This is a genomic window from Shewanella chilikensis (assembly GCF_002836945.1).
GTDB lineage: Bacteria > Pseudomonadota > Gammaproteobacteria > Enterobacterales > Shewanellaceae > Shewanella > Shewanella chilikensis.
In genome coordinates this window covers 47,351-63,344 of the sequence record NZ_NIJM01000007.1, presented here as the reverse complement: position 1 = coordinate 63,344, position 15,994 = coordinate 47,351, and the positions used below count along the sequence as shown (strand labels likewise).

The window sequence follows — 15,994 nt, the reverse complement described above, 5'->3', positions numbered from 1 at the left end:
AAAAGCATGTATCATATTGTTAATTAACAAAGTTTTAATCGTGAGAAAAGTCTGAGAGACGGTTCACGCTTTTCTTAAAAGCCTAAAAACACCCATGCAGATCACTCTGGATGGGTGTTTTTTTCCCTTATACTGCCGCCATTCATTTGCTGCTGAGCAATGCCATGCAGATAGGTTGCTGTTGGTTTGATGCCGATACCGGCACGCTCAAACATACTGGGTCCGGTAAGATTTGGGTCTTGTCTGAAATAGAACAATGTGTGTTGAGTGTTTTGTTGAGCCATCAGGGCAAGGTGGTTTCCAGAATGCAATTGCTGCAGGAGGCGGGCATTCCCGTCAACCAAGAGCATTTATTGGAACAAGCTGTGGCCCGTATCCGCCAATACCTGGGACCTGAGCACTGTCGCCTGTTGGAGCCCATAGACAGGCAAGGTTTTTTGTTGCACAGCAAAAATCGAAAAAGTAAACCAATCTCTCTGTTTTTAAAGGGAAAGGCACCCTGGTATCATTTTTTTTGGATGTTACTGCTGAGTGGGTTGGTATTGTTTTTTCTATCGTCCAGAGTCGGACCGCTGCGCTATCTGGAAACGCCGGATGAGGTGATTAAACTCGTGCATCCTTCGGGCAGTACTACCTTTTTGCGTCTCTATGGCGAACCCAAGGCATTGGCGGCATTGAAAGAACTGACTCAGAGCATTGAAGGCTGGCTGGCGCCTTGCCCCGATAGCTGGCATACAATTTCTATTTCCCTCAGTGATGACAGTAAGGTATTGAGTATGGTGCTCAAGGGAGAAAGTGACCAAGGGGAGTACTTTAAAGCTTACAAGCTGACCATGTCCCAGATGAATGATTGTGCCCCCGAGCATACTTGGTTGAAGGAGGCACTGCGCTGTGACTGAGTCGCCTCTACCGCGGCGCTTACGCCAAAATCGGAGCTGGATATTGCTGTTGTTACTGCTGTTATTTATTGCAGGTATCCTGGCTGTCGACACCTTGATTTCCAAATATCTAAACCCAAACTTCAATTGTGAAGCGAGTTTAATTAGCCCCGGCAAAGCCGAAGAACCGGGGGGAGGAGAGAAACTTAGGCTTGGGATAACCACAGAAAATGGGCAGACCAGACTGAAGGTCAGTTATCGCTATGATAATGAGCCGTGGGCGGCTATCGAGCTGGCCGGCACTATAGAAGAGGTTGAGCTTGGTTCACTAAGCTATCTGATGAGTCTTGAGCCCTATCAGGATAAACTGCTATTAGTTGAAGAAGAACTCCCTCCGTACTTGATGGCAATGCGGGAGACTATCAATAATGCCTTGGCTCAGTCGGGCAAATTGGAGCTCAGGTTGCATGTTCTTGAGATGGATATTTTGGCTGACTATTCACTTATTCAACTGAGCCCAGGCAATCACCTTTGGGCCTGTCGTATGACTGAGTTTGAAGAGGATGAGTCCCAAATGCCGTTGCTCTCATTGATCAGCGGCATTTGGGATTAGTGAAGTTTAGTTTATGTCTGTAGTGGGAGAATAGAGCGTCACTTCATTGCTGATCTCAGCCCCGAACACCTCTATGGCTACCTTGTAACGGGTAACCGCGCCAGTGGCAGCATTGGCATCCCAATCCAGCCCTGATGGACTGAAGCTGTAGCTGCCGGCACTGTCCAGAGCTTGCAGCGGCTCGGCGCACTCGGTTGCCGGATCGCAGCTGTAACCATAGGTCACATGCCAGCGTTTCCAGGCCTTGGGCTTGGTGGAAGCTTGCTCTTCTGCCGGATAACCAAAGTAGGTGATTTGGTACTTAGCGGCATTGGTGAGCGCCTTGCCTTCGGCGTTTTGCAGGGCAAAGATAACTTCTCCCGAGTCGGGATCGAAGCTGTTGAGGGTCAACTCAATACTGCTGGCCTCGCCGATATCCAAGCTTGGGGTCTCAACCGGAGGTGGTGGTGGCGGTGGCGTGATCTCTCCGCCACCATTATTGTTGTCATCATCGCTGCCACAGCCTCCCAAGAGCAGGGCCGAGCCGAGCAGCAGGCTCAGATAGCTGATTTTCATCGGATAATCCTCAGTTAAAGTGCCCGGTATGACAGGTGGTACATTCCATGTCTGTCTTGACACTGGCGGCAGGTCCCATGGTACTTGTGGAGCCATGACAGCTCTGACAGCTCTGGGCTTCTGAGCTGGGTTTACTCTCAGGCAGGGCGCCCAAGTCTTCACCCTTGTGGGCTCGGTTCAAGAGTTCCACCAAGTGATAGGCAATAGAGGCCGACAAACGATAGCAACGTTCACCTTTTTCAGAGAAGGTCTTGCCTGAGGCCTTGGACCAGTTACTGATAGAGGAGTGACACAGTACGCTGTTGGCAACCGAGGATTTGACCACCAGAGCAGTCTTTTCGGCGGTGGAGCCGATACCGGCAACGAACTCATCGCTGGACAGCGGCAGCTCGGTATTCTCGTAGTAGCGGAACAGGGAACCTATGACGGCGGCATTTTGGCCATTGATGTCATCGAGAATATTAACCAACATACCTACCGCATTGAGGTTACCGCAAAGCGTGCCTTGGCCGGTAACACCGGCAAAACCGTAGCCGGCCAGCGCTGTTGGAATAGTGGCAAACTTGTCGGCATCGACACTGGCAGACCGAGCCAGCATGGTTACAGTGGCGTGAAATACCTGATGCATACAGCCACCGCCGGTTTCATAAGCCAGTTTGGCTGTCTCCATAGGATCCAATGGAGCATATTTGAGTTTTTCACCCAGCTCCAGGCGGTAGTTTCCTGACTCATCCGTGGCAGCAAAGGCGCAAGTGGCCGTAAGGCTGGCTCCGGCTGCTGCGGCGCTAATTCCGATAATCTGGCCCAGGGCCTGACGTCTGTTAATGCTCATATTTATCACCCTTTGTTGTCTTTGTTTTTCCCGACCGGGTCGGTTGCATTCAGATTAGGGGGATAAGATATGAAGGTTGTGATTTAGCGCGCATGAATATTGAGTTGTCAAAGACTGGGGTTTGAACTCCTTTAGGTGATTAGCATTGATGTTTTTAATCCTTTTTGGGGATTAGTGGTTGAGCAAGGTCACTTTATTTGTTTTATTCATGTTAATTAACGGCTGGTTTATCAACCTTCAAGCCTGTTTTCGAAGCCTTCAACCATGGGAACTGGTTCACAAAACGCTACTTGCTTCCCTCTTGCTTGCCTCCTTGTCTGAGGAGGATCACTTTTTAAACTTTTTCCTGTGTCAGGGTTATGAGGATCACAGTAGTGATTAGATTTCTTGCATACACTCATGTTCATATAAAACAGGAGGAAGATGATGCAGATAGGCGACTGCTGGTTTGATGAAGCCAGCGGTGAGTTACAACACAAAGGCAGGGGAGACAGTTGGCATCTTCCTCGGGCGGAGCTGCAGGTGCTGAAACTCCTGCTTGCTAATCAGGGACGTTTGGTCTCCCGTATTGAGTTGCGCGCCGGTGATGACAATCATCCCCCTTTGAGTGATTCGTCTGTAGCCCGTGCTGTCTGTATGTTGCGTGCCTTTTTGGGGCCAGAATATGAGTCTTTGATTGAAACGGTCAAGGGGCAGGGGTACCTGCTGCGCTCATCTGTGGCCCGTAAACCCCCAGGAGTGCTGGAGTCCAGGTTAAACGCCGGTCCCAAGCAACTGCTGGTGGGCTTGGTACTGATACTCATGCTTGGTCTCAGTGTCTTCTATCTGTATCGTTTACCCAGAGTGGTACCCACCATCCCACTGAACAAGCAGGAATTGACACTGCTATCTGGTCAGAGAATGGAGCTGTTTTTCTACTCCAATTCCCGTACCAACAATCAGTTGCTGACCGAACAGGGCAAGGTGCTGACCTCGGCATTGGCTCAGTGCAAGAGCAGCCCTTGGCGTAAATTATATGTGTCTCTTTCCCATGACAAACAAGTCCTTAACCTCACACTGAGAGGCGAGTATCTGGGACAGTCTGTAGTACGCAATCTCAAAATAAGCGATGGACGTCAGGTCAAGGAATTTGTGAGTGTACCTTGGCTTAAGGAGGTTGATCTCTGTGGCTAGACGTTGGCTTTGGGTGATAAATCTGCTGATCCTGATCTTTTTGCTCGGCTGTTTGTTGGTGATCTATCGTTTCAGCCAAACCGCGCCCGCTTTGGCGCTTAATTGCAGCTCCGAACTCTACGACCGGCAGTTGAACGAAGGTGAAGATGCGCAGCACTACCTGCTGCTGGATCTGCAGACCAAAGGCAAGCGAGCCCTGGTTAACTATCGCTACTTCAATATGGATGGCACTCCTGCCGGTAGTATTTTGATGCAGGGGCAACTGGCTTCGGAAGAGGCAGGGCGTTATCAAATCCTGGTCACAGATAAACAGGAACTCTCCGGCAAGGGCGCAAGGCCCGCCCATATGCAATACCTTTCCTATGTTTCCAGCTTCAACCTCAGTAATGAAGGTCTGCATCATTTGGCACTGGAAATTCTCGATGCCGATGAAGCCAAAGACTATGCTATTGTGTTGTTCCAACCGAGTAACACAGTATGTGGCTGCCGCTTGATCCATTGACGGCTGAATTTTTGCTGACGATTTCACCGTTTCCTTTCAGTTAACGCCTGTGCGCTATCCCATTCCCGTGTTGCTTGGGCTATAGTCAGGTTCTTTCATCAATTCATTGATAGTGTTCCATTATTGTGTCCAAACTACGTATCAAGCAGGAAGAAAATCTATCCATCAAATTCAGTCATCTGATGGGTGTCGGGGAGCAGCGCAAGCTGGATCTCTACTTTTCCCTGCCTAAGGAGATGGGCATAGGGCCGCAGAGTCTGAATGAAGAGGAATACTACTTCAGCGCCATTCTCGGACGGCGTTCTTACTACTCGGATGGTCTGCATCTGCCTCTGGTACAATCCAGGTTTGTAAGCCAGAAGAAGCGTACCGTCGAAGAGTTTCGTCTTTATCTTAATCTGTTTGCCTACCAGTTTGTTGTGGCGATGGAGAATGATGCCAAGGAGATTTCACGGCAATCCGAACCGGAAAACTTTTATCCCTTGCTGGAGGAGTTGACTGAACAAACGGCGATTTTGCTGAAGAAGTTTCGCCGTAACGAACCGGCTGATGCCAGATGGAAACACTATTTTGAGAATGCCGATAACTACTTATCCTGGTTTTGTGAACAGCAGTTGTTGAAGCTGTTGGCCCATGGTCCCAGAAACAGTGATTTCAACCATGTTTCGGATAAGGTGATCACCCTCTGCCGGGTCGAGAATAACTATCGGGCAGAGCGACTCTATAACTCGGCGCAAACCCTGCAAGATCCCAATCGTATTGCCAACAAGATGTTGTTGCTCAGGCGGCTTATCCAGCAAGGGGTGGTGCTCAAAGAGGAGATTAAGCCCCTGAATACAGGGCTTAAAAAGCTGACCACAGGATTGGCTACCGCCCTGGTGATGTTGGTGGTATCTGCCTTGATTATTAAGGCGCAGGGGATATTTAGTGGCGTGACCCTGGTGTTGGTGTTGGTGTTGGCGCTGATTTACGGCGCGCGCGAGATCTTTAAAGATGATGTCCGTAATGCGTTGTGGCGTTATATCCAACGGGGACGCCCCCGTTGGAGCCGGATATTGAGGGATACTACCAACCAGAAATTTATTGCCAAACAGTTGGTTTGGCTTGAATTTATGCGTAGCCGGGATCTCCCTGATGATGTCAAAGAGATCCTCAGGCGGCGCCATAGCCAAAATAAGGTCGACGCTGAGATTCTTCACTATGGCATTCAGACCAAGGTGGCAGATACCGAATTTCTTGCCGGTTACAACACATTGCAGGAGCAGGTGGTGTTCAGCTTAGTGCCCTTTGCCCGTTATTTGGAGCGGGGTAAGGCCAAAATTTACAGCGAAACTGATGGCAGGATCACTAACGAGTCGGTGGAGCGGCGTTATCAGATAAATCTGGTCGCCGTACTCAAAGAGGGCAAGCAGGCGCCGCGTTATGCCAGATACAAGATCACCATGAACCGCTCACAGATAGTGGATGTCAGCCTCAGTGATATTCCTGATTCACTGCCGGGAATTGAGGATCTGCCCTATGACTCCGAGGTCAAGGCCAATGGCGAGTCCAGGCGCAGTAAAGAAGAGCGCGCCGAATCCAAGACTGTGGAGGAAGAAGAACATCAGGCGAATCTGGCGGCCGTGACGCAGGCCGCCGATCTTCTGTCCGAGTTGCAACCCGGCGGTGAGAAGGAAGATAAAGCCGTCACCTCCCGGGCAAGCGAGCCTAAAAATGGCGAAGGCAGTCAGCCCTGACAGCCTTCGTTGTGAAGCTGCTAAGGAAGATCCCTCAGAGGAAAATGCTAACCCCAGACTGACCAGTAAGCCGCCTGTGGCACGTTCAACTAAGTGGTGCCATGGGTTGCTATAAATGCGCTTTATCGACTCGGCAGAGAGTGCTGGTTTGTTGGAGTGAGTCTGGGGAGGGTATGCTGCCACAAACACTGTTGTTTTGAGCTGATACAGTTAACCAGGCGCTTAGTTTTGCCAATAATCTAGAGTCGTAAAAAGATATACTGCTGTTTAGTCAAAGTTGTACTGCGTCTTTGAGCGCAGCGATTTGTGCGCGGCTGAGCTCCCTAAACTCCCCTTCAGCAAGCCTATCAAGTGTTAACTCCATTATCCGGGTACGGCAGAGATCTGTGACTTTGTAGCCCAAATGCCGACACATACGGCGAATTTGCCGCTTCTTGCCCTGAGTCAGAATAATTTCAAAACTGTTTGCTGAAACTGGCGTGACTTGTGATGCCCGCACCTGGCCATGACCGTAATCCATAGGCGCTCTCAAGGCATGGATAAACTCGTCAGTAAATGCCCGCTCCACAGTAACCCGATAACACTTGCTGTGACAGAAATCCGGGTGCATCAGTTTATGGGTCAGCTCGCCATCGTTACTGAGCAGCAGCAGACCGCGGGAATCTTTATCCAGTCTTCCGGCCGGATACAGGCGTTTATCCTGGGGCAGTAGATGCAATAGACTGCTCGGGTCATCTTTGAGTAGGCGGCAATCTATGCCGACGGGTTTATTGAATAGGAGGTACGAGTGCGGCTCAGGGGGCGATATGGGTTCACCTTGGTAAAACAGTTTTTCGAGGCAATGGCGCTGCCCGGCGGCGAGGGTGACTCTGTCTGTGTGTTTGGCGAGTTTGTCACCCAGAAAAATCTCTCCGGCTTCGATGCGCCTGGCGGCTTCGCGCCTTGAACATAGGCCGGATTGCGCCAGATAGTGGGCGAGGCGGATTGTGGCTTGTTGAGATGAGTTTGGCGCTGTCGCGTCATCCCTATACGGTTTTTCAGTCATCAATCGTTGAGCGGCTGCGACCAGTGCCACAGTCGATAAACCGTGGCTGATAGGCTGAGGCCGGCAAATACAGTGGCAATGGAGTGCAGCCACATAAACCATACCGAAAGGCAGAGGGTTTGCGCCGGGCAAAAGGCATAATTCATTGATGGCCATTGCAGCTGAGATAATAGGCCAATACCAGATACTATTCCCAGAAGGCTAAACAGGCACAGCGGCAGGTTACACAGTGCTCGATGAGAAACAAAGCAGTAGCAGCAAAGAGTAAACATCACCAAGGTATTGGTAATGAAGAAGATGGCCGCCAACTGGTGAGCAAAGAGTTCATTGTAGGGAAACACACCAAGCGCTGTTATCCCTAAGCCAACCGCTATCCCAGACCTTGACAACAAGCCGGCCGCCGCGCTGTGTTTTTGCCACCAGAGGCCACCCATGGCCAAGATGAAGCAGGCACCGCCCAGCAGCAGCGAGATGTTGTAGACATAGGCCAGCGGCGAGCTCAAGTAATCACCCAGTCTGTCCATACGCATGCTGAAAATAGCGCTGCCCACACTGTCATAAGCGGCCCAAAAGGAGGAGGCCATACCCAGTGCCGCTATACTGACGCCCACCAGAGACATCATAAATGCCAGGCGCTGCGGATCTTGTTTGTGATATTGCTCGTAAGGGGGCATGCAGTGGCTCGTTTGAACATCAGTATTCAATAATGCTTGCCAAACGGCAGCGACAAAAAACCGGTCGCAGGGACCGGTTTGGTTTTTGCATTTATTAGTTTAACTGCGGGGGCGCAGTATCACAATCACCACGGCGACCAAGGCCAGGATCATGCAGTACCAGGTATTGGCAACCGCTTCCAGGGGCGAGATCTTGAAGTGGGAAGCTATCAGCAAGGCCTGGGCACCGTAAGGAATAAGCCCTTGAATAATACAGGCGAAAATATCCAGAACACTGGCGGCGCGTTTGGGGGCCACCCCATGTTTGGCGGCCAGGTCTTTGGCGATATCACCACTGACCACAATAGAGACGGTATTGTTGGCCACGCAGGAGTTGGTCAAGGCGACAATTCCGGCCATACCCAGTTCGGCGGCGCGGCATGAGGCTTGGCCTTTGGCGCGGGAGAAACGGGCAATCAGTTTCTCAATCTGTTGGCTGACAAAACTCAGACCACCTTGCTGCTGCATCAGGGCCGCCAAACCACCAACCAGCATGGAGAGGATAAAGATCTCCTGCATATTGCCAAAGCCTTTATAGATGTCTTGGCCGAAGGTCAGCAACGAATAGTCCTGAGTGAGAAACCCCGTGGTTCCGGCCAGCAAAATACCTATGGCCAGTACCACAAATACGTTTAACCCGGCGACGGCCAGCACCAGAATACTCAAGTAAGGCAACACCTTAACAAAGTCGACCTCCTGCGGAGGCAGTTCGGCTTGACCGGAAGAGAGGAAACCGAACAGCAGCAGGGTCACAATGGCTGCCGGAATGGCAAAGATCAGGTTTTCGCGGAACTTGTCTCTCATTTCGCAGCCCTGGGTGCGGGTGGCGGCAATAGTGGTATCCGAGATAATAGACAGGTTGTCACCAAACAGGGCGCCGGACATTACAGAGCCGGCCATCAGTGGCAGCTCAATCCCTGCCTGATCGGCAACCCCAAGGGCGATAGGAGCCACGGCGGCGATCGTGCCCATGGAGGTGCCCATGGCGGTGGCGATAAAGGCGGCGATAATGAAAAAGCCGGGCAACAACAGATTAGCCGGGATCAGCTTAAGCCCCAGGGCAACTGTGGCATCAACCCCGCCAGTGGCACTGGCCACTGCGGCAAAAGCACCTGCCAGCAGGTAGATGAGGCACATGGCGATGATGTTGTTGTGGCCTATCCCCGCCATAAAGGTATTCATGGTCTGGTTGAGCTTTTGTTTGGACAGTAAAATGGCCAGTACAATTGCCGGTAATATCGCTATCGGACTTGGCAACTGATAAAAGGCAAAATCTACCCCTTGGCTTTGGAAATAGACCCCGGCACCGATAAACAGCGCCAGAAACAGAAATAGTGGCAGCAGCGCCACAAATGAGGCCGGAGCTTTAACGGCTGGAGAAGTGTTGTTCTGGGTCAAAATCTACTCTCTGTAAATCACGTTCGGCCGGGGATTCCCTCCGCAGCAGCCAAACTCGCTGAATTGCATTGTCTTAACGGCATCATCTCCTGACAAATTAGGCGAAAGAATAGGGGATAGCCAGTCGCCTGTCAATTTAGACGTCTAGATGTTTTTACTTCTATGTTGATTTTGTGCACTGTGCGGCTTAAATCTCGGTTGCGATGCTATTACCGAAGAACTTTGGTTTAGCTCAAGTGTTCAGCTGCTGTTGGCGTTGAGCTCTGTGCTGGGGTAATTCGCGACGCAACTGCTGCGCCCTGGCAAGGGTTTGGGGATTTAGCCTTTTGCCAGGGCACAACTCTTTAAGTAGTTGAGTGAGCAGCCGAGCATTATCAAACCTGACATCCTGGCTGTATTCTTTACCGGCGTAGGTGTTTCCCACTAACTCTCGGCCTCTCAGATAGGTGCATAACAGATGGCAAAACTGCTGGATCTGCACATCACTGGCCAAGATCTCCTGCTGTTCTTTTGCTTGAGCCAGAAGTTGGAGCGGAGTTTCCCAATAATCCATGGCCAGTCGATTCAGGTTACGAAGATAAGTGGCACTGGCCTTGTTGAAGATCAACCTGTTGCAGGAGATGGTGGAGATGGAGCTGCGCAGGCAGTAGGTCTCGGTAAATTGGATCTCATTGAGAATATAGGCGATAAATTTCTCCAATCCTGAGTAATCCTCCAGATTGAGCCACCAGCGAAGCCCAAGTACCTGGTCAAAGGCGCGACAGGTGAGAGCTACCAGAATATCTTCCTTGGTCTTGAAGATGCTGTAGAACAGAGTTGTGGATATGCCCAATCCCTTGGTGATGTCTGATACTTTTAGTGACAATAATCCTTCTTTGGCAATAACAGACTCTGCCAAATCCAAAATAGCTTCCCGTATACGGTTATGCTCGGGCTTATCCATTTTACAATACTCAAGAAAGTGTTGGTTTATTATAAGTTGGAGAATAAAAGTTTTTGTGTGTTAATTGGCTCTTTGTGATCCCGCTCATCAAAAAATAAAATTTTATTTTTTGATGATCCTTATTAAATCCTTTAACAAAAAAATAAAATACACATTTTCATGTGATTCAGTTCACCTATTCATTTCTGCTTCTGTAAATAATTAACTTGAGTCGGGAAGGAAGGATTGAATATGAACAATAAATTGTTATGCCCATTAATTATTTCTGTCTGTCTTGGTGGCAACTGTCAGGCGGCTATGTTGGCGGTCGAAGCCGGGATGATGGATTGGCAATCCAAAGCATCGGATTATTTTGGCGAGGCCAAAGACAATAATCCTTTTATCACTCTGAAAGGTGCCGTTGGCAACGAGTATGGTGATATTTATGGCCATGTAAAGTGGGAAGATCCGGACGATGGAGCTTACTACGGCACAGAGATCAATGTGATAGGTCAGATTAACTTAGGGGAAACAGATTGGAACCTCTACGGCCAAGTGTTTGATAAGAGTAAACCCAGTTGGGGCGAAACCAACACCATGTTGGGACTGAGCTGGGACAAGAGTTATGGCGACACCTATCTACAAGTTGCTCTGGCCGGACATTTTGTCGATGCCACTTATAAAAGCTTTGATGCCGACTTTGAAGGTGGTTTCAACGGTGGCTATGTTTATTTTCTGGCAAGCCATAAGCTAAATCTATTTAAGCAAGACTTTAAATTAACCTGGTGGCAAGAGCACTTTTTTAATCGCGAAGATGATTATTTGGTGTTATCTGGTGATGGAAAGGATTTTGGTTTTAATGGAGCTTTATCTGTTAATTGGTCTTTTACCAAAAATCTGAGTTTTATCCTGAGTTATCGGTATGCAGAAAATAACTTAGGAAAACAAGGATATCACGACGCTATTTTTTATTCCCTGCAATATCAACTCTAATTGGAAGGTGACAAGATGAAAATGAAGAGACTGTGTTATTTAATGTTGGCGGCATCCAGTCTGACATTGACGGGTTTCTCAACCCAGGTGATTGCCGGCGGCGATCTGCCGGGTACCAGTTCCAGTGCCATACCTCAGGGACAGTTGGGATATGTCTATGTGGATCCTTACAAGTTCAGCCCTTTGGTGGCGGTGATCGATCTCGGTGGCAAGTCCATCAGTGACGTCAAGGTCACAGTAAAAGGTAAGGGAAAGAAAGGGATTGATATTCAGTACCCTGTGGGATTGACTCAACTCAACACCCACAGCGGTATTCCGGTATTTGGCCTCTATCCCGATTATCTGAACCGGGTTGAGGTCAGCTACAAACTGGCCGGTAAGTCAGTGACCGAGGAATACAAGATCCGCACCAGCGCACTGCCTCACCTGCATATCGACGGCAATGCCCGCACCCAGTATGAGTATGAGCCGGTCAAAGTCGCCAAAGGTTTTGAAGACAGATTCTATCTGGTTGATGGTCAGGTGATCCCACCCAATATCCGTGACCACTGGGACTGGATCCCGACCCAGAACATCATAGATACCAACGGCGATGTGCGTTGGCATCTGAACAGCGATGTTATCTATGACCGTCCGGGCGGCTCCATGTCCTTCAAGCAGACCCGTGATGGCAAGCTGATCTTTGGTCAGGGGCTGATGTTTGAATTGCATCAAGGGTTCCAGGTGCCTTACTACGCCAAGTATGACTTTATCGGCAAGCCTATCTTCAAGCGCGAACTCCCGCGGGGCTTCAACGGTTTCTCTCATGAGATCACCGAAATGCCCAATGGTCACCTGCTGCTGAGGGTGGGTAAGCGTGATTATGTCACGCCGGATGGCCTCAAGGTCGACACAGTGCGCGACCATGTGATTGAAGTGGATCAGAACGGTGATGTTGTTAAGGTTTGGGACTTCAACAAGATACTCGACCCTATGCGTGACACTGTGCTCAAGTCATTGGATATGGGGGCGGTTTGCCTGAACGTGGATGTCTCCAAGGCCGGTGAAACCAAGACCGCCGAAGAGCTGGCCAGCGAACCCTACGGCGATGTTGCCGGGGTCGGAACCGGCCGCAACTGGCTGCATATCAACTCCATAGGTTATGACCCGGCCGATGACAGCATTATTGTCAGCTCACGCCACCAGTCTGCAGTGATTAAGGTTGGCCGTGATAATAAGGTCAAGTGGATCCTCGGCACCCCCGAAGGCTGGAAAGGAGAACTTGCCGCCAAGGTACTGAAACCCGTTGATACCAAAGGTCGGGCACTCAAGTGTGACGCCAAGGGCTGCGAAGGCAACTTTGACTGGACCTGGACTCAGCACACCGCCTGGCCGGTACCGGATAGAGGCACAGTCACAGTGTTTGACAACGGCGATGGCCGCGGTCTGGAACAACCTGCGCTGCCGACCATGAAGTATTCCCGTGGCGTCGAGTACAAGGTCGACATGGGCAAGATGACAGTGCAGCAGACCTGGGAGTACGGCAAAGAGCGGGGGTACGAGTGGTATAGCCCAATCACCTCCATCACAGAGTGGCAAGCAGATCACAAGACCATGTTTATGGCCTCGGCTTCTGCCGGACTGCTGGAAGGGGATAAGGCTCCCGAACATTGGATCACCGAAGTGGATCCCAAGAGCAATGAGGTCAAGGTTGAAATCAAGGTTAAGACTTTGATGAAACACGAGCCTGGCTATCGCTCTACTGTGGTTCACCCTGAAAGCATGTTTAATCGTTAATTATTGTTGTGGCGGCAGCCGGGCTGCCGCCTGTTTGGAGTCCGTATCATGATGAAGAAAAGTCTGTTGGCACTGAGTGCCCTGTTATTGTCCTGCTCTGTTTCTGCCGCCAAATATAATGAAGGCGAACACTATCAACTGCTGGGGGCCGCCAGCTTTGATGCCCCCAATCAAGTGGTGAAGGTGTATTCGGTCAACTGCCCCTTCTGCTACAAGTACGACAAGGCAGTGATCCCCGGCATGGTGAAAAATCTGCCCAAGGGAGTGACCTTCGATGATTATCACATCACCACAAAGCCGCCATTCGGCATGGAAAAAGCCTTGGTGCTGGCTTATGCCCAAACCCAATCCGAGCAGGCTTTAAAGACAGTCAAGATGGCACTGTACAAGAAGTATCATGACGACAAGGCCCGCTTTGCCTCTGCCGATGAAGTCATCGACTTTGGCCTCAAAGCTGCCGGCCTGGATCGCGCCGGTTTTGATGCGGCCAAGAATAGCCCTGAGGTGCAACAACTTTTGAGCAAATGGGACAGAGGTGTGGACGTCGCCAAGATCCAGGGGATCCCGGCACTGGTGGTCAATGGCAAGTACTTGATCAACACCAAGTCTATTCGCAGCATGCAGATGCTCGATGAATTGGTGGCTGAACTGGCCGCCAAGTAAGGAGTTACTGATGAATAAATTGAGTATGCTGTTTCGGGAGTTTACCCAGGCTCCCGTTCCCACACTGGCCCGCTGGCAACAGGGGCGAATACTCTGGAGCATAATGCTGGGCGCGGCGGTTTTTTTGCTCGCTTCCGCCATGGGCTATTTTCAGGTATTTCTGGAGATGGATCCCTGCGAACTGTGCGTTTACATACGCTTCAGCCAATGTTGCATAGTGCTGGCCGGTGCCATCATTTTGATCAATCCGAAGAATCATTTACTCAAGGCCTTGGGGGTTGCCCTGGCACTCTACGGCGTGATCCAGGGAATGGCCTGGTCGATTCAACTGATGAATATCCACGACGCCGCGCACCTGGTAGTGAATGAGTCGATGGACTTCTTTGCCGAGGCGGGTTCGGCGGCAGGCTCTGCCTGCTCCACCGAGCCACACTTCCCTCTGGGCTTGCCGCTGGATAAGTGGCTGCCATTTGAGTTCGCGCCTACCGGCGGCTGTGGTGAAGATGACTGGTCACTGTTTGGCATGAATATGGCGCACTATTGCATCATAGCCTATTCAGTGTTTGCCATCGGTCTGGGCGGCGCGATAGTGGGTTGGCTGGCGAGCTTCAAGGCCAAGCCATAAAAGACAGCTAATCGCGCCTGGCAAGAACCACCCTCAGGGGTGGTTTCTTTTTGTTTGGACATCTGGATGTCTGTCTGTTAATTTGATTGCTCACTCATTCAGTCAGCATTATCTGTCATCAAGGAGCGCGAGATGAAACTGGAATCCCTGGCGTTGCACCATGGTTATGAATCGGAAGCCACCACCAAGTCGGCGGCGGTGCCCATCTATCAGACGACGTCCTATACCTTCGACGATACCCAACACGGCGCCGATCTGTTTGACCTCAAGGTGCCCGGCAATATTTACAGTCGCATCATGAACCCCACCAACGCCGTGCTCGAAGCCAGAATGGCGGCCATCGAAGGCGGCATTGGCGCGCTGGCACTGGCCTCGGGAATGGCGGCCATCACCTATGCGCTGCAGGCGCTGACGGAAGTGGGCGACAACATAGTCAGCAGCAGCCAGCTCTACGGCGGCACCTATAACCTGTTCGCCCATACTCTGCCGCGCCAGGGGGTTGAGGTGCGCATGGCGTCGTTTGATGACTTCGATACCCTGGAGTCGCTTATCGATGAACGCACCAAGGCGGTGTTTTGTGAATCCATAGGCAACCCCGCCGGTAATATTGTCGATATTGCACGTTTGGCAGAAATTGCCCATAAACATGGTGTGCCCTTGGTGGTGGATAACACAGTGGCGACCCCTGTGTTGTGCCGCCCCTTCGAACATGGCGCCGATATCGTTGTCCACTCGCTCACCAAGTATGTCGGTGGTCACGGCACCACAGTGGGCGGGGTGATCATCGATTCGGGCAAGTTTGACTGGGTCGCCAATAAACACAGATTTACAGTACTCAATCAGCCGGACCCTTCCTACCATGGGGTGGTGTATACCGAAGCCTTCGGCGCGGCGGCTTATATCGGCCGTTGCCGGGTGGTGCCGCTGCGTAATACCGGCGCGGCTCTATCACCACACAGCGCCTTTTTACTGCTGCAGGGGCTGGAGACCTTGAGCCTGCGGATGGAGCGCCACTGCAGTAATGCCGAAGCGCTGGCAAGTTACCTGCAGTCCCATCCGCTGGTGAGCTGGGTCAATTATGGCGCCCTGGCAGACAGCCCTTATAAGGCCAATTGCGACAAAATCACCTCAGGTAAGGCGTCCGGCATTATCAGCTTTGGTATCAAGGGGGGCAAAGAGGCCGGCGGGCGCTTTATCGATGCGCTGCAGATGATCTTGCGTCTGGTGAATATAGGCGATGCCAAGTCACTGGCCTGTCACCCTGCCACCACGACCCACAGGCAGCTCAACGCCGAGGAGTTGGCTCGCGCCGGGGTGAGTGAAGATCTGCTCCGGATCTCTGTGGGAATTGAGCATATAGACGACATCATCAGCGATGTGGCCCAGGCGCTGGAAGCTTCCCAGGGGGGAGTCGGTCGCTAAACACATCTGTTGCAAGCCGATCTGTTGTAAGCACAGACTAACTGTCTGAAAAGCCCCCGCCGCCAATACGGGGGCTTTTGTTTAATGGCTTTTTCTTAATGGTTTTTGTTAATGGCTTTGCGCCTTTGTGGCTGTCGCGCGAGCCGTC

The 15,994-nt window shown here is 51.1% G+C and carries 16 protein-coding genes; 10 read left to right on the top strand and 6 right to left on the bottom strand.

The window, feature by feature from the left end; genetic code table 11:
* The first annotated feature begins 110 nt into the window (after positions 1-110).
* Together CX651_RS04015 and CX651_RS04010 are read left to right on the top strand one after the other, a co-directional pair.
* On the top strand, positions 111-899 hold the full coding sequence (locus CX651_RS04015) for a winged helix-turn-helix domain-containing protein (protein ID WP_101053754.1): 789 nt from the start codon (positions 111-113) through the stop codon (positions 897-899).
* Between the two features lie 43 nt (positions 900-942).
* Positions 943-1,491, top strand: coding sequence for a hypothetical protein (locus tag CX651_RS04010; RefSeq protein WP_146225997.1), 549 nt, complete (start codon positions 943-945; stop codon positions 1,489-1,491).
* A 6-nt stretch (positions 1,492-1,497) separates the two neighbouring features.
* Here CX651_RS04010 and CX651_RS04005 read toward each other — a convergent pair whose 3' ends face one another.
* Entirely contained in the window at positions 1,498-2,046 is a 549-nt protein-coding gene (locus CX651_RS04005; protein ID WP_101053747.1) for a hypothetical protein, read from the bottom strand.
* A gap of 10 nt (positions 2,047-2,056) precedes the next feature.
* The gene (locus CX651_RS04000; RefSeq protein ID WP_101053745.1) at positions 2,057-2,878 is read right to left on the bottom strand and encodes a cytochrome c3 family protein; all 822 of its coding nucleotides are present in this window, start codon (positions 2,876-2,878) and stop codon (positions 2,057-2,059) included.
* 426 nt (positions 2,879-3,304) lie between these two features.
* On the opposite strand from CX651_RS04000, the gene CX651_RS03995 reads away from it, so the two are divergent.
* The 3 genes from CX651_RS03995 to CX651_RS03985 all read left to right on the top strand — a co-directional run bounded on the left by CX651_RS03995 (position 3,305) and on the right by CX651_RS03985 (position 6,289).
* On the top strand, positions 3,305-4,051 hold the full coding sequence (locus CX651_RS03995) for a winged helix-turn-helix domain-containing protein (RefSeq protein ID WP_101053742.1): 747 nt from the start codon (positions 3,305-3,307) through the stop codon (positions 4,049-4,051).
* Complete coding sequence (locus CX651_RS03990; RefSeq protein WP_039033082.1) at positions 4,044-4,553, top strand: hypothetical protein; 510 nt, start codon at positions 4,044-4,046, stop codon at positions 4,551-4,553. Before CX651_RS03995 ends, CX651_RS03990 begins: the two co-directional genes overlap by 8 nt.
* Before the next feature lie 125 nt (positions 4,554-4,678).
* Positions 4,679-6,289: a hypothetical protein gene (locus CX651_RS03985; RefSeq protein WP_229839761.1), complete on the top strand. Its 1,611-nt coding sequence runs from the start codon at positions 4,679-4,681 to the stop codon at positions 6,287-6,289.
* A gap of 271 nt (positions 6,290-6,560) precedes the next feature.
* Here CX651_RS03985 and CX651_RS03980 read toward each other — a convergent pair whose 3' ends face one another.
* The 4 genes from CX651_RS03980 to CX651_RS03965 all read right to left on the bottom strand — a co-directional run bounded on the left by CX651_RS03980 (position 6,561) and on the right by CX651_RS03965 (position 10,388).
* Positions 6,561-7,274 carry an RNA pseudouridine synthase gene (locus CX651_RS03980; protein ID WP_101053867.1) on the bottom strand — a complete coding sequence of 238 codons (714 nt, stop codon included), beginning with the start codon at positions 7,272-7,274 and terminating at the stop codon, positions 6,561-6,563.
* 59 nt (positions 7,275-7,333) lie between these two features.
* Entirely contained in the window at positions 7,334-8,008 is a 675-nt protein-coding gene (locus CX651_RS03975; protein WP_101053739.1) for a hypothetical protein, read from the bottom strand.
* 99 nt (positions 8,009-8,107) lie between these two features.
* The gene (locus tag CX651_RS03970; RefSeq protein WP_101053737.1) at positions 8,108-9,445 is read right to left on the bottom strand and encodes a Na+/H+ antiporter NhaC family protein; all 1,338 of its coding nucleotides are present in this window, start codon (positions 9,443-9,445) and stop codon (positions 8,108-8,110) included.
* Positions 9,446-9,677: 232 nt separating this feature from the next.
* Positions 9,678-10,388 carry a TetR/AcrR family transcriptional regulator gene (locus CX651_RS03965; RefSeq protein ID WP_101053735.1) on the bottom strand — a complete coding sequence of 237 codons (711 nt, stop codon included), beginning with the start codon at positions 10,386-10,388 and terminating at the stop codon, positions 9,678-9,680.
* A 231-nt stretch (positions 10,389-10,619) separates the two neighbouring features.
* Here CX651_RS03965 and CX651_RS03960 point away from each other — a divergent pair, with 231 nt between their 5' ends.
* The 5 genes from CX651_RS03960 to CX651_RS03940 all read left to right on the top strand — a co-directional run bounded on the left by CX651_RS03960 (position 10,620) and on the right by CX651_RS03940 (position 15,846).
* Positions 10,620-11,360 (top strand): nucleoside-specific channel-forming Tsx family protein, encoded by a 741-nt coding sequence (locus CX651_RS03960; protein WP_101053732.1) that lies wholly within the window; start codon positions 10,620-10,622, stop codon positions 11,358-11,360.
* Positions 11,361-11,375: 15 nt separating this feature from the next.
* Positions 11,376-13,136, top strand: a complete 1,761-nt coding sequence (locus CX651_RS03955; protein WP_101053728.1) for an aryl-sulfate sulfotransferase — start codon at positions 11,376-11,378, stop codon at positions 13,134-13,136.
* A 48-nt stretch (positions 13,137-13,184) separates the two neighbouring features.
* Positions 13,185-13,799 (top strand): thiol:disulfide interchange protein DsbA/DsbL, encoded by a 615-nt coding sequence (locus CX651_RS03950; RefSeq protein WP_226565676.1) that lies wholly within the window; start codon positions 13,185-13,187, stop codon positions 13,797-13,799.
* Between the two features lie 10 nt (positions 13,800-13,809).
* The gene (locus tag CX651_RS03945; protein ID WP_101053725.1) at positions 13,810-14,424 is read left to right on the top strand and encodes a disulfide bond formation protein B; all 615 of its coding nucleotides are present in this window, start codon (positions 13,810-13,812) and stop codon (positions 14,422-14,424) included.
* Positions 14,425-14,556: 132 nt separating this feature from the next.
* A complete protein-coding gene (locus CX651_RS03940; RefSeq protein WP_101053722.1) occupies positions 14,557-15,846 on the top strand; it encodes an O-acetylhomoserine aminocarboxypropyltransferase/cysteine synthase family protein in 1,290 nt (429 codons plus the stop codon).
* Positions 15,847-15,994: the final 148 nt, after the last annotated feature.

Excerpts from the sequence above, each read along its gene's own strand:
- CX651_RS04015 (WP_101053754.1), top strand. The coding sequence starts at position 111 with ATGGGTGTTTTTTTCCCTTATACTGCCGCCATTCATTTGCTGCTGAGC.
- CX651_RS04005 (WP_101053747.1), bottom strand. The coding sequence starts at position 2,046 with ATGAAAATCAGCTATCTGAGCCTGCTGCTCGGCTCGGCCCTGCTCTTG.
- CX651_RS04000 (WP_101053745.1), bottom strand. The coding sequence starts at position 2,878 with ATGAGCATTAACAGACGTCAGGCCCTGGGCCAGATTATCGGAATTAGC.
- CX651_RS03995 (WP_101053742.1), top strand. The coding sequence starts at position 3,305 with ATGCAGATAGGCGACTGCTGGTTTGATGAAGCCAGCGGTGAGTTACAA.
- CX651_RS03975 (WP_101053739.1), bottom strand. The coding sequence starts at position 8,008 with ATGCCCCCTTACGAGCAATATCACAAACAAGATCCGCAGCGCCTGGCA.
- CX651_RS03965 (WP_101053735.1), bottom strand. The coding sequence starts at position 10,388 with ATGGATAAGCCCGAGCATAACCGTATACGGGAAGCTATTTTGGATTTG.
- CX651_RS03960 (WP_101053732.1), top strand. The coding sequence starts at position 10,620 with ATGAACAATAAATTGTTATGCCCATTAATTATTTCTGTCTGTCTTGGT.
- CX651_RS03955 (WP_101053728.1), top strand. The coding sequence starts at position 11,376 with ATGAAAATGAAGAGACTGTGTTATTTAATGTTGGCGGCATCCAGTCTG.
- CX651_RS03950 (WP_226565676.1), top strand. The coding sequence starts at position 13,185 with ATGATGAAGAAAAGTCTGTTGGCACTGAGTGCCCTGTTATTGTCCTGC.
- CX651_RS03945 (WP_101053725.1), top strand. The coding sequence starts at position 13,810 with ATGAATAAATTGAGTATGCTGTTTCGGGAGTTTACCCAGGCTCCCGTT.
- CX651_RS03940 (WP_101053722.1), top strand. The coding sequence starts at position 14,557 with ATGAAACTGGAATCCCTGGCGTTGCACCATGGTTATGAATCGGAAGCC.